General features: G+C 73.0%; 20 protein-coding genes. 5 read left to right on the plus strand and 15 right to left on the minus strand.

All coding sequences use genetic code 11. The features are described from left to right. Nucleotides 1-8 precede the first annotated feature (8 nt). The 3 genes from ABD160_RS24360 to dapE are packed head-to-tail and all read right to left on the minus strand — an operon-like array spanning nt 9 to nt 2,511. On the minus strand, nt 9-629 hold the full coding sequence (locus ABD160_RS24360) for an LOG family protein (protein ID WP_344026408.1): 621 nt from the start codon (nt 627-629) through the stop codon (nt 9-11). After that, nucleotides 629-1,399 (minus strand): LOG family protein, encoded by a 771-nt coding sequence (locus tag ABD160_RS24365; RefSeq protein WP_344026410.1) that lies wholly within the window; start codon nt 1,397-1,399, stop codon nt 629-631. Before ABD160_RS24365 ends, ABD160_RS24360 begins: the two co-directional genes overlap by 1 nt. A 47-nt stretch (nt 1,400-1,446) precedes the next feature. Further along, on the minus strand, nt 1,447-2,511 hold the full coding sequence (gene dapE / locus ABD160_RS24370; protein WP_344026823.1) for a succinyl-diaminopimelate desuccinylase: 1,065 nt from the start codon (nt 2,509-2,511) through the stop codon (nt 1,447-1,449). Nucleotides 2,512-3,043: 532 nt separating this feature from the next. On the opposite strand from dapE, the gene ABD160_RS24375 reads away from it, so the two are divergent. The 3 genes from ABD160_RS24375 to ABD160_RS24385 all read left to right on the plus strand — a co-directional run bounded on the left by ABD160_RS24375 (nt 3,044) and on the right by ABD160_RS24385 (nt 5,679). Then, nucleotides 3,044-3,751, plus strand: a complete 708-nt coding sequence (locus tag ABD160_RS24375; protein ID WP_344026412.1) for a helix-turn-helix domain-containing protein — start codon at nt 3,044-3,046, stop codon at nt 3,749-3,751. 11 nt (nt 3,752-3,762) lie between these two features. Then, on the plus strand, nt 3,763-4,701 hold the full coding sequence (gene dapD / locus ABD160_RS24380) for a 2,3,4,5-tetrahydropyridine-2,6-dicarboxylate N-succinyltransferase (protein ID WP_344026415.1): 939 nt from the start codon (nt 3,763-3,765) through the stop codon (nt 4,699-4,701). Between the two features lie 96 nt (nt 4,702-4,797). Beyond that, the gene (locus ABD160_RS24385; protein ID WP_344026418.1) at nt 4,798-5,679 is read left to right on the plus strand and encodes a CHAD domain-containing protein; all 882 of its coding nucleotides are present in this window, start codon (nt 4,798-4,800) and stop codon (nt 5,677-5,679) included. Between the two features lie 15 nt (nt 5,680-5,694). Here ABD160_RS24385 and ABD160_RS24390 read toward each other — a convergent pair whose 3' ends face one another. The 3 genes from ABD160_RS24390 to fdxA all read right to left on the minus strand — a co-directional run bounded on the left by ABD160_RS24390 (nt 5,695) and on the right by fdxA (nt 8,469). After that, the gene (locus tag ABD160_RS24390; RefSeq protein WP_344026420.1) at nt 5,695-6,954 is read right to left on the minus strand and encodes an MFS transporter; all 1,260 of its coding nucleotides are present in this window, start codon (nt 6,952-6,954) and stop codon (nt 5,695-5,697) included. Between the two features lie 88 nt (nt 6,955-7,042). After that, complete coding sequence (gene dapC / locus ABD160_RS24395; RefSeq protein ID WP_344026422.1) at nt 7,043-8,146, minus strand: succinyldiaminopimelate transaminase; 1,104 nt, start codon at nt 8,144-8,146, stop codon at nt 7,043-7,045. Further along, the gene (gene fdxA, locus ABD160_RS24400; protein ID WP_344026424.1) at nt 8,143-8,469 is read right to left on the minus strand and encodes a ferredoxin; all 327 of its coding nucleotides are present in this window, start codon (nt 8,467-8,469) and stop codon (nt 8,143-8,145) included. The genes dapC and fdxA overlap by 4 nt, the downstream gene beginning before the upstream one ends. A gap of 127 nt (nt 8,470-8,596) precedes the next feature. Here fdxA and ABD160_RS24405 point away from each other — a divergent pair, with 127 nt between their 5' ends. After that, nucleotides 8,597-9,655: a GNAT family N-acetyltransferase gene (locus ABD160_RS24405; protein ID WP_344026427.1), complete on the plus strand. Its 1,059-nt coding sequence runs from the start codon at nt 8,597-8,599 to the stop codon at nt 9,653-9,655. Between the two features lie 19 nt (nt 9,656-9,674). Here ABD160_RS24405 and ABD160_RS24410 read toward each other — a convergent pair whose 3' ends face one another. From ABD160_RS24410 to ABD160_RS24450, 9 genes are all read right to left on the minus strand, one after another. Next, entirely contained in the window at nt 9,675-10,457 is a 783-nt protein-coding gene (locus ABD160_RS24410; RefSeq protein ID WP_344026430.1) for a hypothetical protein, read from the minus strand. Then, nucleotides 10,454-10,843 carry a hypothetical protein gene (locus tag ABD160_RS24415; protein WP_344026433.1) on the minus strand — a complete coding sequence of 130 codons (390 nt, stop codon included), beginning with the start codon at nt 10,841-10,843 and terminating at the stop codon, nt 10,454-10,456. Before ABD160_RS24415 ends, ABD160_RS24410 begins: the two co-directional genes overlap by 4 nt. Next, nucleotides 10,840-11,727, minus strand: coding sequence for an N-acetyl-1-D-myo-inositol-2-amino-2-deoxy-alpha-D-glucopyranoside deacetylase (gene mshB, locus ABD160_RS24420; RefSeq protein ID WP_344026436.1), 888 nt, complete (start codon nt 11,725-11,727; stop codon nt 10,840-10,842). The genes ABD160_RS24415 and mshB overlap by 4 nt, the downstream gene beginning before the upstream one ends. A 9-nt stretch (nt 11,728-11,736) precedes the next feature. After that, entirely contained in the window at nt 11,737-12,846 is a 1,110-nt protein-coding gene (gene tsaD, locus ABD160_RS24425) for a tRNA (adenosine(37)-N6)-threonylcarbamoyltransferase complex transferase subunit TsaD (RefSeq protein ID WP_344026438.1), read from the minus strand. Between the two features lie 47 nt (nt 12,847-12,893). Then, nucleotides 12,894-13,922, minus strand: coding sequence for an ABC transporter ATP-binding protein (locus ABD160_RS24430; RefSeq protein WP_344026440.1), 1,029 nt, complete (start codon nt 13,920-13,922; stop codon nt 12,894-12,896). Continuing rightward, nucleotides 13,919-15,034 carry an ABC transporter ATP-binding protein gene (locus ABD160_RS24435; RefSeq protein WP_344026443.1) on the minus strand — a complete coding sequence of 372 codons (1,116 nt, stop codon included), beginning with the start codon at nt 15,032-15,034 and terminating at the stop codon, nt 13,919-13,921. The genes ABD160_RS24430 and ABD160_RS24435 overlap by 4 nt, the downstream gene beginning before the upstream one ends. 13 nt (nt 15,035-15,047) lie before the next feature. Beyond that, nucleotides 15,048-15,956 carry an ABC transporter permease gene (locus ABD160_RS24440; RefSeq protein WP_344026446.1) on the minus strand — a complete coding sequence of 303 codons (909 nt, stop codon included), beginning with the start codon at nt 15,954-15,956 and terminating at the stop codon, nt 15,048-15,050. Further along, the gene (locus tag ABD160_RS24445; protein ID WP_344026448.1) at nt 15,949-16,926 is read right to left on the minus strand and encodes an ABC transporter permease; all 978 of its coding nucleotides are present in this window, start codon (nt 16,924-16,926) and stop codon (nt 15,949-15,951) included. The genes ABD160_RS24440 and ABD160_RS24445 overlap by 8 nt, the downstream gene beginning before the upstream one ends. Before the next feature lie 108 nt (nt 16,927-17,034). Beyond that, nucleotides 17,035-18,765, minus strand: a complete 1,731-nt coding sequence (locus ABD160_RS24450) for an ABC transporter family substrate-binding protein (RefSeq protein WP_344026450.1) — start codon at nt 18,763-18,765, stop codon at nt 17,035-17,037. A 459-nt stretch (nt 18,766-19,224) separates the two neighbouring features. On the opposite strand from ABD160_RS24450, the gene ABD160_RS24455 reads away from it, so the two are divergent. After that, complete coding sequence (locus ABD160_RS24455; RefSeq protein WP_344026452.1) at nt 19,225-20,835, plus strand: peptide ABC transporter substrate-binding protein; 1,611 nt, start codon at nt 19,225-19,227, stop codon at nt 20,833-20,835. Nucleotides 20,836-20,840: the final 5 nt, after the last annotated feature.

Here is a 20,840-nt window from a genome sequence, read left to right on the forward strand (position 1 = left end):
CCGAACGGCTAGCTGACGGGACGGGCGCAGGCCGCGAGCGCCTCCTCGACCGGGTCGGCCACGGACACCGCGACGGCCGCCGAGCCCGGGTCCGCGGCGGATCCGCCACCACGCACGACCTGCAACCGCTCCATCGGCGCCGACGAGGTGAAGCCGCCCGCGGCGAGACCGGCGACCCAGGTGAGCAGTCCGTCCCAGTGCCCACCCGGGTCGAGCAGCACGACGGGCTTGCCGTGCAGTCCGAGGACCGCCGAGGACCACACCTCGAACAGCTCCTCACAGGTGCCGATGCCGCCGGGCAGTGCGAGGAATGCGTCGGACCGTTCCTCCATCAGCTGCTTGCGTTCCCGCATGCTGCCGGTGATGACGAGCTCGTCGCTGTCGTGGTCGGCCCACTCCCGCTCGACCATCGACCGCGGGATGATCCCGACGGTGCGACCGCCCGCGGCGCGCGCACCGGCCGCGACCGCGCCCATCATCGACTTCCGGCCGCCCCCGGAGACCAGCGTCCACCCCCGTGCCGCGATGCCGCGGCCGACGGCCTCGGCGAGATCGAGGTGGTGCGCGGCGACGCCGTCCGAGCTGGCGCAGTAGACGCAGACCGCGAAACCCCGTTCGCCGCCGTCCATCAGTGCGTCTCCTCCCAGGCGTGGTACGCCTCGTTCACCACATCGACGGCGTCGTCGATGTCGTCGGTGACGTGCAGCAGGTCGAGATCCCGCGGCGAGATCTTGCCGTCACGCTGGACGGTCGTCGCGATCCAGTCGTAGAGGCCGCCCCAGTACTCGGTGCCGAGCAGGACGACCGGGAACTTCGTGACCTTCTTCGTCTGGACCAGCACGAGGGCCTCGAACAGCTCGTCCAGGGTGCCGAACCCGCCGGGCAGGCAGACGAACGCCTGCGAGTACTTCACGAACATCGTCTTGCGCGCGAAGAAGTACCGGAAGTTGATCCCGAGATCGACCCAGGGGTTGAGGCCCTGCTCGAAAGGCAGCTCGATCCCCAGGCCGACCGACAGCCCGCCGGCCTCGGAGGCCCCGCGGTTGGCGGCCTCCATCGCACCCGGTCCGCCCCCGGTGATCACCGCGAACCCGGCTCCTGCGAGCCGGGCGCCGAGCTCGCGTCCCAGCTCGTACTCGGCCGAACCGGGGGGCGTCCGCGCCGAACCGAACACGGTCGCGGCGCGCGGCAGCTCGGCGAGCATGCCGAAGCCCTCGACGAACTCGGCCTGGATCCGCAGCACCCGCCACGGGTCGGTGTGCACCCAGTCCGCCGGGCCCCGCGAGTCGAGCAGCCGCTGGTCGGTGGTCGTGGGCTCGATGCTGCGGCTGCGGCGGAGCACCACGGGGCCGCGCTGCTTCTCCGGCAGCCTCTGGGGGTCGGCGTTCTGGTCGGCCATGCGGAGCACGGTATTCCGGGGTCCGGACGGCCGATCGGCCGGATGGCTCAGGGCGCGAGATACCGCCGCAGCACGGCCGTGCAGGCCGTGATCGCGGCCTCGGCGACGTGCTCGTCGCGGGTGTGCGCGAGGTTCGGGTCGCCCGGGCCGTAGTTGACGGCCGGGATCCCCAGCGCGGCGAAGCGCGACACGTCGGTCCAGCCGTACTTCGCACGCGGCACGGCGCCACTGACCTCGACGAACTCGGCTGCGGCCGGCGCCGACAGTCCCGGCAGTGCACCCGGCGAGAGATCGGTGACGGTCAGCGGGAAGCCGTCGAACACCTCACGGACGTGCTCGACGGCCTGGTCCGCGGACCGGTCGGGCGCGAACCGGAAGTTCACGGTGACGGTGCACTCGTCGGGGACGACGTTGCCCGCGACCCCGCCGGAGATCCGGACGGCCTGCAGGCCCTCGCGGTACCGGCAGCCGTCGATGTCGACGTCGCGGGCCTGGTACGACGCCAGCCGGGAGAGGATCTCCCCGGCCCGGTGGATCGCGTTGTCACCGAGCCAGGAGCGCGCCGAATGTGCGCGCCGGCCGCCGGTGCGGAGCTCGACCCGCAGTGTGCCCTGGCATCCGGCCTCCAGCGCGCCGTCGGTCGGCTCGCCGAGGATCGCGAGATCGGCGTCGAGCCACTCGCGGTGCTCCCGCTCGATCCGGCCGAGCCCGTTGCGCTCGGCCTCGATCTCCTCGCAGTCGTAGAAGACGTAGGTGACGTCGTGCCGCGGCTCGGGCAACGTCGCCGCGAGATGGGCGAAGACGGCATCGCCTGCCTTCATGTCCGAGGTGCCGCAGCCGTGCACGATCCCGCCGGACCGCCGGGACGGCACGTTGTCCGCGATCGGCACCGTGTCGAGGTGGCCCGCGAGCAGCACCCGGTGCGGCCGGCCGAGCCGGGTGCGCGCCAGGACCGCGTTCCCGGACCGCAGCACCTCCAGATGCGGGGCCTGGTCCCGCAGGGCCCGCTCGAGCAGGTCGGCGAGCTGCTGTTCCTCGCCGGACACGCTCGCGACGTCGACCATCGCCGCGGTCAGCGCGACCGGATCGGCGGTCAGGTCCAGGGCGGGGATCGTGCTCGTCACCGCGACGACGGTACCGACCCCGCGGAGGTCTCCCGCCGCCGACCGCGCTCCGGACCCGAAGGCGTCCGTGGAGCGGGGCCGGACCGGCGGCCGGGGCCCGGAGGGGTGGGGACCCTGCGTGTCGCTTTGCTCTGCTCACCTCGGCTGTCCGCCGGCTCCACACCGGCCCGGAGCCCTGCCGGGGGCTACCGCCCGTGCCCGTCGCGGTGCCGCGTACCGCGGGCCACCGCCGTAGGCCGCGGCCCCATCGCCACCTGCCCCGGACACGGGCCGGCGCCTGCCTCCCGGCTCGGCCGGTCGGCTCGGTGGTGGCCGGGCGCCACCGCTCCGCTCGCGCACCGACCCCGGCCGGGTGAGCAGAGCAAAGCGGGACACACCCCCACCCACCTCCCGTCCGGTGCCGCCCGGCAGGGCGCGCCCGTACCGGCGGCCGGGCAGGCAGTTGTCCACAGGGGGTCGAACGATCCACAGGCACGGAGATCGCCGGTCCGTCCGGCCGGATCCCGCTCACGATCGAGGCATGAACAGGCCGGCGGACGACGATCGTCCACCCGAGGATCCGCGACCCCCCACCCCGGTCGGGGTGGTGCCCGACGTCTCCGGGATCGTGCGCTCGGTGCGGCGCCGGGCCGATCTCTCCCAGCGGGAGCTGGCGGAGCGCACGGGCCTGTCACCGGCCACGATCGGCCGGATCGAGAGCCGGTCGCTGGTCCCCGCCCTCACCACGCTCGCGGCCATCCTCGCCGTCGGCGGCATCCGGCTGGTCGCGGTCGACGAGGAGAACCGGCGGGTCACGCCGATGGAGGATCCGTCCGGCGACGAGCTCCGCGACGGCGCAGGCCGGCGTTTCCCGTCCCATCTCGACGTCATCCTCGATCCGGAGCCCGGCGAGTGGTGGGCCGACCGCTACGGCTTCGCCCGGCCACCGGAGACGTTCCGGCGGGATCGGACGATGCGCGACGTGATGCGCCGTCGCAGCGTCTGGGAGGTCCGGGTGAAGGACTACCAGTGGGCGGATCCGCCGCCCACGATCGAGCGGTGGATCCAGCTGCAGGCTCGGTGCGAACAGTGCGGGCGGATCCCACCGCCGGTTCCGCCGCCGTTCACCGTCGAGCGGGTCCATCGCTACCTCGACGCGGCCGCCCGCATCGCGAGCGCTCAGGTGGCGGGCACGAGGGTGGCCGGGCGCACCCACGGCGGCGCGCCGCGACCGTCACCGGACCGGTAGGTTCGTGGTCCGTGAGTACCGAGTACCGCCGCGAAGGCGCTTCCGGCACCGGCCTGGCCACCGTCACGACCGATGGCACCGTCCTGGACGTGTGGTACCCGGCCCCGGCGCTCGCCGGGACCGAGGTGACCGATCCCGCTGACGATCTCGCCGCGCTCGTCACCTCCGACGAGCTGCGCGGGGTCCGCTCCGAGGTCGTCCGCACCGAGATCGCGTCACTGGCCGACGCTCCCGCCGACGCCGCCGACGTCTACCTGCGCCTGCACCTGCTCAGCCACCGTCTCGTCCAGCCGCACCAGGTGAACCTGGAGGGCCAGTTCGGCCTCCTGGCCAACGTCGTCTGGACCAACCACGGACCGTGCCCGGTCGCCGGTTTCGAGCTGACCCGCGCGAAGCTGCGGGCGCGCGGCCCGGTGACCGTCAGCCACGTCGACAAGTTCCCGCGGATGGTCGACTACGTGGTGCCCTCCGGTGTCCGCATCGGTGACGCCGACCGCGTCCGCCTGGGAGCGCACCTGGCCGAGGGCACGACCGTGATGCACGAGGGGTTCGTCAACTTCAACGCCGGCACCCTGGGCACCTCGATGGTGGAGGGGCGGATCTCGGCCGGCGTCGTCGTCGGCGACGGGTCCGACCTCGGCGGGTCCGCCTCGGTCATGGGCACCCTGTCCGGCGGCGGCAAGGAGGTCATCTCGATCGGGCGGCGCTGCCTGCTCGGCGCCAACGCGGGCCTCGGCATCTCGCTCGGCGACGACTGCGTGGTCGAGGCCGGCCTCTATGTCACCGCCGGAACGAAGGTGACGCTTCCCGACGGGACGACGGCCGCCGCGCACACCCTGTCCGGGCAGGACGGGGTGCTGTTCCGCCGCAACTCCGTGACCGGTGCGGTCGAGGCGCTGCCGCGCACCGGCGACGGCATCGCCCTCAACGCCGCGCTGCACGCCAACTAGGCCGTGAGCATGGACGGGGCCCCGCAGCCTCCCTCGAACCTGTACGGCGCCGCGGATCTCGGTGAGCCGTTGGCGGCCGGCCCCGGGGAGCCGGCGGTGAACCACGTGCGGGCGCTGCTGGACAAGCGACTGCGCGCGATGCTGCACCACGAACCGGGCGTCCGGGACGGCTCCGATCCCGAGGAGCTGCACCAGATGCGGGTCGCCGTCCGGCGGATGCGCGCCGCGCTGAAGTCCGCGCGGCCGCTCCTCGACGGCGCCTGGGCCGACGAGCTGCGTGCCGAGCTGGGCAGGCTCGGCCGGGCGCTGGGCCCCGTCCGCGATCTCGACGTGATGATCGAACGGCTGCGCGGTGCGGTGGCGACGCTGCCGCCCGCCGAGCAGGCCGCCGGGCAGCGCCTGGTGTCGGTGCTGGAGGCCGACCGGATCGGGGCGCGGTCGGAGATGCTCGACGAGCTCGACGCCGACCGGCACGCCGCGCTGCGCCGCCGTCTCGTGGAGGCGGTGTCGGCGCCGCTGCCGGAGCCGCCCGACGACGGGTCGCGACCGGCGCTGATCGACCTGGTCCGGACCGAGACCCGCAAGCTGACCAGGGCGGTGCGCCGGGCCGGGCCGAACCCGCCGGACATGATCCTGCACGACCTGCGGATCCGGACGAAGCGGCTGCGCTACACCGGCGAGCTCGTCGAACCGGCGATGCGCACGTCGAAGGGCAAGCGCACCTCGGACGCCAAGCGGGTCCGGAAGATGCTCAAGGCCGCGGAGGGCCTGCAGGAGGTCCTCGGCGACCATCAGGACGCCTGCGTCGCCGAGCACCGCATCCGTGTGCTGCTCGACGAGCTGGGCGACTCCCCGGACGCCCACGAGGTCTTCGTCGGTGGCCGGCTCGTGGAACGTGAGCGGGCGCGCGCCGAGCAGCTCCGCGGCTGCTGGTGGGAGGCGTGGGAGTCGCTCTCCGCGCGGGCCGACCGGCTCTGAGCTGCGCCGTTCCCGCTACGCCGGGCGATCGCCGATCCGGACGACGGCGATCCCCTGGACCAGCCCGGCCGCGACGAGCAGGCCGATGGCCGGTCCGAAGCCGCCCACGTCGATGAGCAGGCCCATCACCAGGGGGCCGAGGCCGGCCGCGAGGTAGCCGATCCCCATCGCGAACCCGCTGATCCCCGCGCTCCGGGCCGGGGTCGGGGTGCGCCAGGCGATCACGGTCAGCCCCAGCGGGAGACCGGACCCGACGCCGAAGCCGATCAGCACCGTCCACAGCCACGGCAGGGCCGTCTCCGGCGCCGGTGCCAGCAGGGCCCCGGCGGTCCCGGCGACGGTGCTCAGCACGGACAGCGAGGCCCAGAACCGCCAGCGCCGCCGTCGTTCCGCCGCGGCGGGCACCAGCAACGCGACCGGGATCTGCGCGACGCTCCAGACCGCCAGGAGCAGCCCCGCCGCCTGCGGGCTCCAGCCCTGCGACTCGTAGTACGGCGACAGCCAGGTCAGCCAGCCGTAGAACGCGGTCGACGAGCCGGCGAGGTAGCAGGCGGTCCAGCGGGCGAACGGGTCCCGCCAGGTGCGCACCTCCGGCGTACCGGCACCAGCCGGCTCGGAACCGGCGGTCACCGAACCGGCAGTCACGGAACCAGCAGTCACCGAACCGGCGGTCACGGGCCGGGACCGGCTGATCCGGGCGGCGACCGGCAGCCACACGGTGAGGGCCAGCAGCGCGGGGACGGTCCACAGGGCCAGCGAGAGCGACCAGCCGCCGAGCAGCACCGCCAGCGGGACCGCGACCGCGGACGCGACCGTCGCCCCCACCATCATCGCGACGACGTAGGCGCCGGTCACCGCACCGGCCCGGTCGGCGAGGTGCTCCTTCACCACCCCGGTCAGCTGGGCACCGGCGATGCCGATCCCCAGCCCGACCAGCACGCTGCCGCCGACGAGGGCGGGCAGTGCGGCGACCGACCGCAGCGCGCTGCCGAGCGCGATCGTCGCCACGGCGATCCCGAGCAGCCGCTCCCGCCCGATGCGGGCGGTCAGCGCCGCCGCACCGAACGATCCGGCCGACATCATCAGCACCGAACCGGCCTGGACCAGGCCGGCCACACCGGAGCCGACGCCGAGATCGGCCCGGATCGTCTCCAGCAGCGGCGGATAGCCGGCCAGCGCGGCACGCAGGTTCACCGCCACCGCCAGCACTCCGAGCAGGACCAGCGCGGGCCGGACCGTTCGCAGCGCGGGCGACGGGCTCGCCGGGGACGACATCAGGCTCCTTCGCCTCGCTGGACCAGGACCCGGCGCACCGGCCCGCAGCAGCCCCTCAGCGGGGACGTGCGGACACCGGCGGACGGGCTCAGGTGCCGCCGAGCCGCTCCACGGCGGCGTCGATCCGCTCGTCCGGCGCGGTCAGCGCGACCCGGACGTGACGCGCTCCGGCCGGTCCGTAGAACTCGCCCGGCGCGACCAGGATCCCGAGCCCGGCGAGCCGGTCGACGGTCGTCCTGCACTGCTCACCATCGGTGGCCCACAGGTACAGCCCGGCCTGGGAGTGCTCGATCTGCAGGCCGGCCTTCTCCAGACCGGCCCGCAGGCGGGTCCGGCGGGCGTCGTAGCGGGCGGCCTGCTCGGCGACGTGGGCGTCGTCGGAGACGGCGGCCTGCAGTGCCGCCTGCACCGGCCGCGGCACGATCATGCCGGCGTGCTTGCGCACCTCCAGCAGGCCCGAGACGAGCGCCAGGTCACCGGTCACGAACCCGGCCCGGTAGCCGGCGAGGTTCGACACCTTCGACAGCGAGTGCACCGCCAGCAGGCCGGTGTGGTCGCCGTCCGAGACGTCGGGATGCAGCACCGACCGTGGCGCGGGATCGGCGTCGCCGGGCAGTCCGAGGTAGCACTCGTCGGACGCGACGACGGCGCCGCGCTCGCGTGCCCAGGCGACCACCTTGCGCAGGTGCTCGACGGGCAGCACCCGTCCGGTCGGGTTGGACGGCGAGTTCAGCCACACCAGCCGCACCCGCGCCGGACCGGCCGCGGTCAGCCCGTCCGACCGGATGTGTTCGGCCCCCGCCAGCCGGGCCCCGACCTCGTAGGTCGGGTACGCCAGCTCCGGGATGACGACGGTGTCGCCGGACCCGAGCCCGAGCAGCGTCGGCAGCCAGGCCACCAGCTCCTTGGAACCGATGGTCGGCAGGACGGCGGCCGGATCGACGCCGGTCACCCCGAAGCGCCGCTGCAGCGAGGCCGCGATCGCCTCGCGCAGCGGAGCCGGGCCGTGCGTCGTCGGGTAGCCCGGCTCCGCGGCGGCCGGGCCGGCCAGCGCATCGCGCAGCAGCCCGGGGACGCCGTCGACCGGGGTGCCGACGGACAGGTCGACGATACCGCCGGGGTGCCCGCCGGCCCGCTCACGCGCCGGGACCAGCGAGTCCCACGGGAAGTCGGGAAGGTCCAGCCTGGTCACTCGTCGTGTTCCTGCGGGGGCAGGCTCTTCGCGGGCTCCACGTCGTGGTCGACCTTGCCGACCTTGGAGGCACCGCCGGGCGAGCCCAGCTCGTCGAAGAAGTCGACGTTCGCCTTGGTGTAGGCGGCCCACTGCTCGGGCACGTCGTCCTCGTAGTAGATGGCCTCCACGGGGCAGACCGGCTCGCACGCACCGCAGTCGACGCACTCGTCGGGGTGGATGTAGAGCATCCGGCCGCCCTCGTAGATGCAGTCCACCGGGCATTCCTCGATACACGCCTTGTCGAGCAGGTCGACGCAGGGCTCGGCGATCACGTAGGTCACTTCGGTGGTCCTCCACTCGGGGCGCGGGCCCCCGGAGATCGTGTGGTGGCGGGGGGCCCGGTCAAACTGGGACTCCCGCAGGTTAACCCGCGACCCCGGCAGGGGCAGGAGTGAGGTGGTCGGCGCCATGCCGGAGAAGTTCCTCGGACGCCGGGTGGCGCTGCGCCACCGGATCGCCGACGACGGGGCGGAGGGCCCCCGCTTCACCGACGCGGTCGGCGAGCTCGCCCCCGACGGGCCGGACGCGGTGATCGTGCACACCCGCGGCGGACCGGTCCGGGTGGAGCGGGACGCCGTCGTCGCGATCCGGGCCGTGCCGCCCGCCCCGCCGCGCCGGGCGTCCCGCGCCGCCGTGGCCCGCCTGGAACGGCTCCGCGCCGACGCCTGGCCCGCGCCGGTGCGGGAACAGCTCGGCGGCTGGCTGCTGCGCGCCGCGGGTGGGTACACGAAACGGGCGAACTCCGCGCTCGCGCCGGCGGACCCGGGTGTGCCGGTGGAGCAGGCCCTGGACCGGGTCCGGGAGTTCGCGACCCGGCACGGCATCGCCCCCGTCGTGCAGGCCCCGGCCGGTTCGCCCTGGTCGAACCGGGTGCTCGACGCCGGATGGCGGGTGCTGCCCGAATGGGGCGGGGAATGCCTGGTGCTGGTCGCACCCGCCGGGGCCGCCGACGGCGCACCGGACTGGCCGGCGATCCCGTCGGCTGCGTGGTGGGCCGCGTCCGGTGAGGAGCCGCCGTCCCCCGGCTCACCGGCCTGGGCGGTGCTGACCGGCGCGGGCGGGCCGGTGCGCGGAGGAGGTGAGCAGAGCAAGGAGGGCGGGCCGGCCGGGCAGACCGGGCAGACCGGGCAGACCGGCCCGCCGCCGCATGGTGAGCAGAGCAGAGCGACACCGCAGGTGGGGTTCGGCGTGGCCGAGACCGACGACGGGGTGCCGGCGGCGGCGATCCGCGCCGCCGTCGTCGAGGATCATGTGTACGTCGCGCGGCTGCAGGTCGCCGAGCCCTTCCGCCGGCGCGGCCTCGCCACCCGGCTCACCCGGGACGCGCTCGCCTGGGGCGCGGCGCGGGGCGCGCGGTTCGCGCTGCTCGACGTCGCGGTCGACAACCCGGCGGGCCGCGCGCTGTACGCCCGCGAAGGGTGGACCGAGCACCATCGGTACCACTATCTGGTGCCCGGATCGGGCTGATCCGGCGGCGGCCCGCCGCTCAGCCGGTCGCGGCGAGGCCGTGCCGGTCCAGCCAGCTGCGGCCCTGCTTGGCCGCCCGCTTCAGCCCGGACCACTCACCGAGGTACTTCCCGACCGCCCCGACGACCGGCAGCAGCCCCAGCCACTGGTGGTAGAAGCGCCCGTGCGGGCGCTTGTCCAGCTCGTCCTCGACCGACCAGAGGGCGCGGCCGAGCCGCCAGACCGCCCCGCCGACCTTCTTCAGGGTGGCCCGGGTGCCGGAGCCGGCCAGCTCGCCGGTGAGCTCGCGGGCCCGGGCGTCGGCCGCCGCGTCCTCCTCGGCGGTGAGCGCCAGGTCCGCGACCGTCAGCTCCCGCTGGAACAGCACCGAGGCGAGCAGCTCCACCAGCCGGTCCTCGTCGCGGACGCCGTGCTCGCCGGCGATGGCGACCAGCAGCAGGCCCTCGCCGGCGGCGCCGACGGCGTCGGACACCGGCAGCGTCCGCGCCAGCGCACCGCCGAGGCCGGGGATCGCCGCGATCAGCGTGGTGAACCGGCCGACCCGGTAGATCCACCAGTGCGCGCGACCGTCGACGTCCATCCGGGCCCAGGCCGCCGTGCCCGGGACCTGCACCGACGCGAGCGTGTCCAGGATCTTCTCGGACAGCCGCCGCTCCTCCGGCGCCGCACCGGTGGCGCCGGGCGTCGCCCGGGAGCGCAGCCCGAACGGGTCCGACTCCCGCAGCCCGTCGAGCACCGGCCGGGTGGCCCGGACGAACGGGCGCAGCACGGTCACCAGGTGATGGTCGGTCATCCCGCTCATCGCAGGGTCCTTCCGGAGTCGGCTGCCGCGATGTTCTCCACGGCCCTGCGGAACGCGATCAGCCCGGCCGCCGCCCCGGCCACCAGCAGCAGCAGGGACTGCCAGGTCGCCGGGAGCAGGATGTCGCCGCCGGGACCGAACATGCCCAGCACCAGGACGGAGGCGAACCACACCAGGACCGGGGCCGCGGCCCCGGCCGTCGTCGGGGAGATCTCGGTCACCGTGGCGTGCACCAGCCACGGCAGCGACACCAGCACGATCACGGTGCCGATCGGCACCGGGACCGGTCCGATGTAGAGCATCTGGAACATCAGCTGGAACGCGACCAGCAGCACCGAGATGACGAACAGCAGCGCCGCGAGCGGTGCCCGGGCCAGGACGGTCACGGGTCCACCCCCTCGAACAGGTCGGTCTCCGCGCATCCGGGTTCGGCCCCGGCCAGCACGAACTCCTCCACCCCGAGCAGCGGCTGCACGATCCCGTTGCTCATCGCGAACGCCGTCCAGCCGGGCCCGGTGCGGACGTCGATCTGGGTGGCGTGCGCGCGCATCGCGGCGATCCGCTCGGCGTCGTACTTGCCGACGTCGATCCGGGTGGTCACGGCACCGGCGTCGTGGCCGGGGTGCTCGTCGGGTTCCGGCCAGCGCAGCCCGGTCCCGCCGGTGTCACCGCAGGCCGCCAGCAGCCGGTCCAGGCCGTCCTCCAGCAGCGCCCCGGACCGGACGGCGAAGTACAGCTTGGCGACGACGTCCGGGCGGGCGGCCGCGGCGGCCACCGTCAGCTCGTGCGCGCGGACGTGATCGGGATGGCCGTAGGTCCCGTCGGCGGCGTAGGACACCAGGACCTGCGGCCGCACCTCGTCGACGATCTCCAGCAGCTGGGCGAGCTGGGCGCCGAACGGATCGGCGGCGGCGAACGCCCGCGGGTGCAGGTCCGGTGGCAGCGCGGCCCGGGTGCCGTGCCCGGCCAGCACCATGCCGGTGTCCCGCCAGCGCCCGGCCCCGCCCAGGAAGCGGTGCTCCGGCCCGCCGAGCGCGGCCAGCGCCGTCTCCAGCTCGCGGATCCGGTAACCACCCAGCTGGTCGCCCCGGTCGGGGGCGAGCTCGGCCAGCTCCGGCCCGATCACCTCGCCCTCCTCGCCGAGCGTGCAGGTCACCACGGTGACCCCGGTACCGGGCTCGGCGGCGTAGCGGGCGATGGTGCCGCCGGTGGTCAGGGTCTCGTCGTCCGGATGGGCGTGGACGAGCAGCAGGCGGCGGTCGGGAGACACCCGTGGAGCTTACGAGGCGATGATCCGTCCCGCCGTCGCGGTGGTGGGCAGCGGGTGCGCCGCGGCCTCCCCCTCCGCGGGCGGGACCGGGACCGACGCACCGGTCAGCGGCACGGTCGGCACCGCCGTCGTCGCCAGCCCGGCCGGTCCGATCCCGGACCGCACCAGCAGGTCGCCCAGTGCGGCGATCATCGCGCCGTTGTCGGTGCACAGCCGGGGCGCGGGCACCCGCAGGGTGATCCCGGCGGCGGCGCAGGCCCGCTCCATCTCCGCGCGCAGCACCCGGTTGGCGGCGACCCCGCCGACCATCAGCAGGGTGTCCGCCCCGCGCTCGGCGCACGCCCGCAGCGCCTTGCGCACCAGCACGTCGACCACGGCCATCTGGAACGAGGCCGCCACGTCCGGCACCGGCACCGGCCGGCCGGCGTCCTGGGCCGCCTCGACGTGCCGGGCGACGGCGGTCTTCAGGCCGGAGAAGGAGAAGCCGAACGCGGCGTCGCGCGGCCCGGTCATCGGCCGCGGGAAGGCGACGGCGGCCGGATCGCCGTCGAGCGCGGCCGCCGACACCGACGGCCCGCCCGGGTAGGGCAGCCCGAGCAGCCGGGCGACCTTGTCGAACGCCTCCCCCGCCGCGTCGTCGACGGTGTCGCCGAGGTGCTCGACCGGGTCGCGGGCCAGGTCGCCGAGCGAGAGCAGCGAGGTGTGCCCGCCGGACACGATCAGGCAGATGCAGCGGGCCGGCAGCGGACCGTGCTCCAGGACGTCGACGGCGGCGTGCCCGGCGAGATGGTGCACGCCGTACAGCGGGACGTCCAGCGCCGTCGCGTACGCCTTCGCCGCCGCCACCCCGACGTGCAGCGCCGGGGACAGCCCGGGGCCCGCGGTGACCGCGACAGCGTCCACGTCGGACAGCGACACCCCGGCCGCGGCGACGGCGGCCCGCACCGTCGGCACCACCGCGCTCACGTGCGCGCGGGCGGCGACCTCGGGCACCACACCGCCGAACCGGGCGTGCTCGTCGGCGGACGACGCCAATCCCTCGCCCAGCAGCGTCCCGTCCCGGACGAGCCCGGCGCCGGTCTCGTCGCAGGACGTCTCGATTCCCAGCACCAGCGACACGCCGTCCAGTCTCGCACCGGGCAGCGTGTCGCCGGCGGCGCCCCGGCCTACAGCAGCGCGCGGGCCTGCGCGTAGTGGCACGCCACCGGGTGCCCGCTGCCCCGGTCGACGAGCGCGGGCTCCTCCTCGACGCACCTGCTCTGCTCACCTGTGGTGAGCGCGTCGGCGAAGGTCGGGCAGCGGGTGCGGAACCGGCAGCCCGACGGCGGATCGGCCGGGCTGGGCAGGTCACCGACCACGGTGATCCGCTCCCGGGCCCGCTCGCGGCGCGGATCGGGCAGCGGGATCGCCGAGATCAACGCGTGCGTGTACGGGTGCGCCGGCGCCTCGAACAGCGACGCCGCCGGCCCGGTCTCGACGATCTTCCCCAGGTACATGACGGCGATCCGGTCGGCGATGTGCCGCACCACCGACAGGTCGTGCGAGACGAACAGGTAGGACAGCCCGCGCTCGGCCTGCAGCTCCTGCAGCAGGTTGAGCACGCCGGCCTGGATGGACACGTCGAGCGCGGAGACCGGCTCGTCGAGCACGATCAGCCGGGGCTGCAGCGCGAGCGCGCGGGCGATCCCGATCCGCTGCCGCTGGCCGCCGGAGAACTCGTGCGGGTACCGGTTGCCGTGCTCGGGGCGCAGCCCGACGGTGCTCATCAGGTCGCGGACCTGGCGGCGGCCGTCGTCGCCGTAACGGCCGTGGATGCGCAGCGGCTCGGCGATCAGCTCGTTGACCGGCATCCGCGGGTCGAGCGAGGCGTACGGGTCCTGGAAGACGAGCTGCATCTCGCGGCGCAGCGCCCGCATCCGCCCGCCGGACAGCCCGGTGATCTCCCGGTCGTCGAACCGGACCTCGCCGGACGTCGCCGGGATCAGGTTCAGCGCGACCCGGGCCAGCGTCGACTTCCCGCAGCCGGACTCGCCGACCAGGCCGAGCGTCTCGCCGCCGGCGATGTCGAACGACACGTCGCTGACCGCCTGCACCGCCCCGACCTGCCTGCGGAACAGGCCGCCGGAACGGATCGGGAAGTTCTTCACCAGGTTGCGCGCCGACAGCAGCGCCGGAGTGGTCACCGTGTCGCTCATCGGGCCCCCTCCGTGGTCGCCGGGCTCTCCGGGTCGAGCGGGTCGGCGGAGCCGACCGGGCCGACGGCCAGGTCGCCGTCGGCGACCGCGGCCGGGTCGAACACGTCCTCCGCCGCCACCCCGGACACCTGCGACGAGTGGTGGCAGGCGGCGTGGTGGTCGGCCGAGCCGTCGCCCACCGCCACCAGCTCCGGCTCGCTGTCCCGGCACACGTCGGTGGACAGCGGGCAGCGCGGCGAGAACGGGCAGCCGGGCGGCATGTTCACCACCGACGGCGGCGACCCGGGGATCGGGGTCAGTCGCTCGGTGGGCCGGTCCAGCCGGGGCAGGCTCCCGAGCAGGCCCAGCGTGTAGGGCATCCGCGGCTCGTAGAAGATCGGCTCGACGTCGCCGACCTCGACCAGCTTGCCCGCGTACATCACCATCACCCGGTCGGCCTGCCCGGCGATCACGCCGAGATCGTGGGTGATCAGCACCATCGCGGCGCCGGTCGCCTGCTGCGCGGCCTGCAACGCCTGCATCACCTGGGCCTGGACGGTCACGTCGAGGGCGGTGGTCGGCTCGTCGGCGATGATCACGTCCGGGTCGTTGGCCATCGCGATCGCGATCACCACCCGCTGCCGCATCCCGCCGGAGAGCTCGTGCGGGTACGACGAGACGCGCTGCTCCGGGTTCGGGATCCGAACCAGGCCGAGCAGCTCGACGGCCCGTTCCCGGGCCTGTGCTCTGCTCACGTCGCGATGCGCGAGCACCGCCTCCTCGACCTGGTAGCCGACCGTGTAGACCGGGTTCAGCGAGGTCATCGGGTCCTGGAAGATCATCGCGACGCGCTCGCCGCGGATCCCGTTGAGCTCGTTCTCCGACAGCGTGAGCAGGTCCCGGCCGTCGAAGACGATCGAGCCGGTCACCTGCGCGGTGCGCGGCAGCAGGCCCATCACGGCGAGCGAGGTGACCGACTTGCCCGAGCCGGACTCGCCGACGATGCCGAGGACCTCGCCGCGGCGCAGCCGGTAGTCGACCCCGCGGACGGCGCGGACCGGGCCGTCGGCGCTGGGGAAAGTGACGGTCAAACCCGAGACGTCCAGCACCGCCGGGTCCGTTGCTCTGCTCACTGATGCACCTTGCTCACTGACGCACCTTCGTCTGTTGCGGGTCGAACGCGTCACGCAGGCCGTCGCCGATGAAGTTGATCGTGAGCGCGATGACGATGATGAAGATTCCCGGGAAGTAGAACAACCACGGGCGGGTGGTGAGTGCCGTCTGCGCCTCGGAGACGAGCAGCCCGAGCGAGGTGTCCGGCGTCTGCACGCCGAAACCCAGGTAGGACAGCGCCGTCTCGAGCAGGATGGCGAGCGCCACCAGGATGGTCAGGTTGACCAGGATCGAGCCGAGTGCGTTCGGCACGAGATGGCGCAGGATGATCCGGGTGTCGGACGCGCCGAGCGCCCGGGCGGCCTCGACGAACTCCTTCTCGCGCAGCGAGAGCACCACCCCGCGGGCGACCCGGGACACGTACGCCCAGTACAGCCCGGCGATGACGATCGCGATCAGGTACCAGGTGCCGCCGAAGTTGTGCGCGAGCATCGCGGCGACGGCGACCAGCGGGAGGGTGAGCACCAGGTCGGCGATCCGCATCATGAGGCTGTCCACCCAGCCGCCGAAGTAGCCGGCGACCGACCCCCACAGGGTGCCGACGAACGTCGCGACGAGCGCGACCAGTACCGACACCTGCAGCGAGATGCGGGTGCCGCCGAGCACCTGGGCGAACTGGTCCTTGCCGACCGAGTCGGTGCCGAACGGGTGTTGCAGCGACGGCGGCTGCGAGTTCGACGGCGTGATCTCGCCGACGTCGTAGCGCCACAGCCAGCCGCCGACGTAGGCCAGCAGCACCAGTGCGACGAGCACGACCAGGCTGACCATCGCGGCCCGGTGCCGGACGAAGCGGCGCAGCACCAGCTGCGCCTGGCTGCGCTCGGCGACGGTGAACTCGCGCTCGGTCACGGCGTCCGGCTTCGTTCCGGTCGCGTCAGGCATAGCGGATCCTGGGGTCGAGGACGCCGTAGAGCAGATCGGCGACCAGGTTGAAGGCGATGACGATGACCGCGGTGACGAGCAGCCAGGATGCGACCGCGTAGGTGTCGTAGAGCTTGATCGACTCGAGCAGGAAGTCGCCGAGGCCGCGCCACTGGAAGACCCGCTCGGTGACCACGGCGCCGCCGAGGATGGCCGCCATGTCCAGCGCCGTCACCGTCGTCAGCGGGATCAGCGCGGTGCGCAGCGCGTGCCGGACCATCACCGTGCGCCGGGGCAGCCCCTTCGCCCGGGCCAGCCGGACGTAGTCCGAGTTCAGGGTCTCCAGCATCGACGCCCGGGTGAACCGGCTCCACGAGGCGTAGGAGATCAGCGCCAGCGCGATCGTCGGCAGCACGAGATGGCCGGCGATGTCGACGACCCGGGCGAGGCCCTGCTCGGGCGGGATCGACTCGGCGCCGATCGTGGAGATCAGCTGGACGCCGAGGATGTTGTTGACGTCGATGCCACCCTGCTTGAGCAGGATGGCCAGCCAGAACGACGGCATCGCCAGGAACAGGAAGCCCAGGAAGGTCGCCGCGTAGTCCGACCTGGAGTACTGCCGCACGGCCGTCCAGACGCCGACCGCGACGGCCAGCACGAGTGCGATCACCATCGCCAGGATGACCAGCCGCATGGTCACCCAGAACCGGGCGGCGAGCTCGTCGCCGATCACCTGGGTGGAGACGACCGACGGCCCGAAGTCACCGCGCAGCACCCCGCCCAGCCAGGACAGATAGCGCGGGAGCAGCGGCTGGTCCAGGTTGAGCCGGGCCGCCTCGGCGTCGAGCACGTTCTGCGGTGGTGGTGGGTTGCGCAGCAGCAGCGGGGTGAGCGGGTTGCCGGACAGCGTGCCCAGCCAGAAGACGATGAACGACGAGACGAGCAGGATCGGGATCGAGATCACGACCCGGCGCACTGCGTACATGAGCATGAAGGGGTCTCTCCGCCGTGGTGGGAGCGGTCGTCGGTGTGGCCCCGGCCGTGCCAGCACCCGTCAGGGGTGCCGGCACGGCCGGGGCGCCCGGCTCGCGGGTACGGATCAGCCCTCGGCGCGCAGTGCCCACTCGGCGACGTTGTACATCGGACCGTCCAGGGTGGCGTTGCCGCGCACGTTGGCGACGTTGTCGCGGGTCGCCAGCAGGGTCGGCTTCTGGTAGATCGGCAGCACGTAGGCGTCCCCGAGGATGATCTTGTCGGCCTCGTTGAGCTGCTGCGCGGCGGCCGCCTTGTCGGTGCTGGACGCGGCGGCGTTGATCAGCTCGTCGGTCCTCGGGTTCTTGTACTGGCCGAAGTTCGATCCGGAGTCCGACAGCCACAGCTGCTGCGCGCCGCCGAACGGGAACGGTGACTGCACCCAGGCGAACACCATGATGTCGTACTCACCGGCGGTGAGCGTGGTGCCGAGGTCGTCGGTCGGCTCGACCGTGATCCCGATACCCAGCTGCTGCATGTACTGCGCGAACAGCTCGGACTGGCTCTGCCGGATCGCGTTGCCGACGGTGTAGCGGATCCGCAGGTCCGGGACGGCCTGGCCGTCCGGCGCGACCAGGTCCTGGCCGACGCCGGTGTAGCCGGCCTCGGTGAGGATCTGCCGGGCCCGCTCGACGTTGCCGCTGCCGAGGTCGGTGCCCGCGAGGTTGTCGGTGTACTCCTCCTGCTGCGGGAGGAACATCAGGCTGTTCAGCGGGACGACCTCGGGATTGAACTGGCCGACCGTCTTGTCGATGATGTCCTGCCGGTTGACCGCGGTGAACATCGCCTGGCGCAGCGCGGTGTCCTGCAGGGCCGGGTTGCGCAGGTTCAGGTCGAAGTGCTCCCAGGTCAGGCCGAGCTGCTGGACCTGCGAGACACCGGGGATCTGCTGGATCTGGGTCACGATGTCCACCTGCGGCTGCGGGTAGAGCACCTGCACCTCGTTGTTCTGCAGTGCGATCGGCTCCTGGGTGGCGTCGGTGACGACGCGCAGGATCAGCGTGTCCACCCGGGGCTGCGTCGCGCCGTACCAGCGCTCGTTCGGCACCAGGGTCAGCGCCTGGTTGTTCTCCCAGCTCTGGATCGTGAACGGGCCGCCGGAGTAGGTCGGGGTGTTCGCCCCGAGCCACTCGAACGACGACGCGAGACCGGCCGGGGTGTTGATGTCGCCCTGCTGCGCGGCGATGTGCGCCGGGTAGAGCGGGGCGTTGGACCCGAAGAACGACTGCCAGTCGGTGTAGGGCCGCTCCAGGGTCAGCGTGACGGTCTTGCCCCCGTCCGACCCGACGACGTCGGCGATCTGGTCGTAGCCGCCGTTGCCGGCGCTCGCGCAGTCCGGGCACTCCCGTGCGTCCTGGGTCTTCCAGGCGTAGACGAAGTCGGCCGCGCCGATCGGCGTGCCGTCGCTCCAGGTCGCCTCGGGCTTGATCTTGTAGACGGCGGTCGTCGGGTTCGTCAGCTCCGCCGAGACCATCAGGTCGGTGTTCAGCTCGGTGGTCAGCTCGGGCGTCGAGTTGAAGGCGTACGGCAGGAACGCCTTGGTCGCCATCCCGGTCTCGAACACGTTCCCCTCGGCCGAGTTGACGTTCCAGTTCGCGATGTTCTTCTCGATCGCGAACGTGATCGTCCCGCCGTCCTGCAGCTGGTCCGCCGGGACCTCGTTGCAGGTGTTGATGTTCTCCGGGCAGTCGGCGAAGTTGCCGCTGGCGGTGGCATCGCCACCGCCTCCCCCCACGCCGCACGCGCTCAGCAGCAGGGCCCCCACGCCCGCCACCGCGACCGCAGCCGCCGCCTTCATCCGCATCGTCGAATGTGCCTCTCGAGATCAGCGGGCGCACGCCGGTGCGGCGCCCGATCCGGGATGGCAGGGCACCGGATGTACCGCCGGGTAACCCGCCGGGAGGGACGCTAGGAATCGCGTCCCCTGCTCGCGATGGGCGCGGTGGATCGTGACCAAACAGAGACCGTGAAAAGGGATAACGAGGTCAGGGGCGGCATCGACCGCTCATAACGGGAGATCCTCGCCACTCGGCATCTACCACACACCGAGGACTGTTTGGTACACATGTACCACTCATCGTCAGGCACGTTGGCTGTCGCGGCTGACCGCCCGGAACGTCCTGATGATGCCGCCCGTCCCGTGCAACCGATTTGTAACCTACTTGACGGTTCGCGGCGGTTACTGTCCCAAGCCACAGTCGCCCGTACGGCCGTGCCCCCACCCCCGCCCGGCCCACTGCACAGAAACCGGAACCCGATGCGATCACGCCGAGCTGCTGCGCTCCTCGCGCTCTCCCTCTCCACCACACTGGTACTCAGCGCCTGCGGCGGAGGCGGGGACGCCACCGGTGACGCCCAGGCCGACGCACCGACGATCTCGGTCTTCGGCACCGAGCCGCAGAACCCGCTGCTCCCCGGCAACACCCGCGAGACCGGCGGCAGCAAGATCATCGACTCGCTCTGGGTCGGCCTCGTCGGCTACACCCCCGATGGCGAGACCGAGAACATCGTCGCCGAGTCGATCGAGTCCACCGACTCGCAGAACTACACGATCACCATCGGCGAGGGCTGGACCTTCCACGACGGCACGCCGGTCACCGCGCAGAGCTTCGTGGACGCCTGGAACTACGTGGCCTACGCGCCCAACGGGCAGTCCAGCACCGGGTTCTTCGCCCCGATCGCCGGGTACGACGACGTCGCGCCGGCCGAGGGCGAGCCGACCGCCGAGACCATGTCCGGCCTGCAGGTCGTCGACGACCGCACCTTCACGGTCGCCCTCACCTCGCCGTCGCCGGTCTTCGAGACCACCCTCGGTGACATCTCGTTCTTCCCGATGCCGGAGTCGTTCTTCGCCGACCCGCAGGCGTTCGAGGAGAACCCGATCGGCAACGGTCCGTTCCGCTTCGAGTCCCGGGTGCCGGACCAGAACGTGACCGTCACCCGCTACGACGAGTACGGCGGCGCCGCCCCGGCCAACGTCGGCGGCGTCGAGTTCCGGTTCTACGCCGACAGCGAGGCCGCCTACCAGGACGTCGTCAGCGGCAACCTCGACTTCCTCGAGTCGATCCCCGGCTCGTTCCTGATCGACAACCTGTACCAGCAGGACCTGCCGGAGCGGAACGGCAACCAGCCCTACGCCGGCATCAACACGATGGCGTTCCCGATCTACGAGGAGCGCTACGCCGACCCGCAGGTCCGCCAGGCCATCTCGATGGCGGTCGACCGCGAGGCGATCATCGACAACGTCTACAACGGCCTGGTCCAGCCGGCCACCGGCTTCATCCCCGAGGGCGTGCCCGGCTACGTCGCCGACCAGTGCGGCGAGCTGTGCACCTTCCAGCCCGAGCGGGCCCAGGAGCTCTTCGCCGCGTCCGGCTTCGAGGGCACCATCGAGCTGATCTCCAACGTCGACTCGGCGATCAACCGCGAGTGGATGCAGGCCGCCTGCATCAGCATCTCCAACACCCTCGGCGTGGAGTGCAACTTCGTGCCGGTGCCGACCTTCGCCGAGTTCCTCACCCAGCGCCAGGCGCAGGAGCTGACCGGGATCTGGCGCTCCGGCTGGATCGCCGCGCAGCCGACCATGGAGTACGTCCTGCAGCCGCAGTACGTCACCGGCGCCGAGAACAACGACGGCCAGTACACCAACCCGGCCTTCGACGCGCTGGTCGCGCAGGGCAGCAGCGCCGCCTCGATCGAGGAGGCGCAGGAGCTGTGGGCCGAGGCCGAGCGGGTGCTGATCCAGGACATGCCGGCCGTGCCGATCAACGACCAGTCCGCGCAGTTCGGCTGGTCCGAGCGGCTGGACAACGTGTCGATGACCTACGACCGTGAGCTCGACCTGATGTCGGTCACCGTCCAGGAGTAGTCCGC

This window comes from Pseudonocardia kongjuensis, from assembly GCF_039526905.1.
GTDB classification, from domain to species: domain Bacteria; phylum Actinomycetota; class Actinomycetes; order Mycobacteriales; family Pseudonocardiaceae; genus Pseudonocardia; species Pseudonocardia kongjuensis.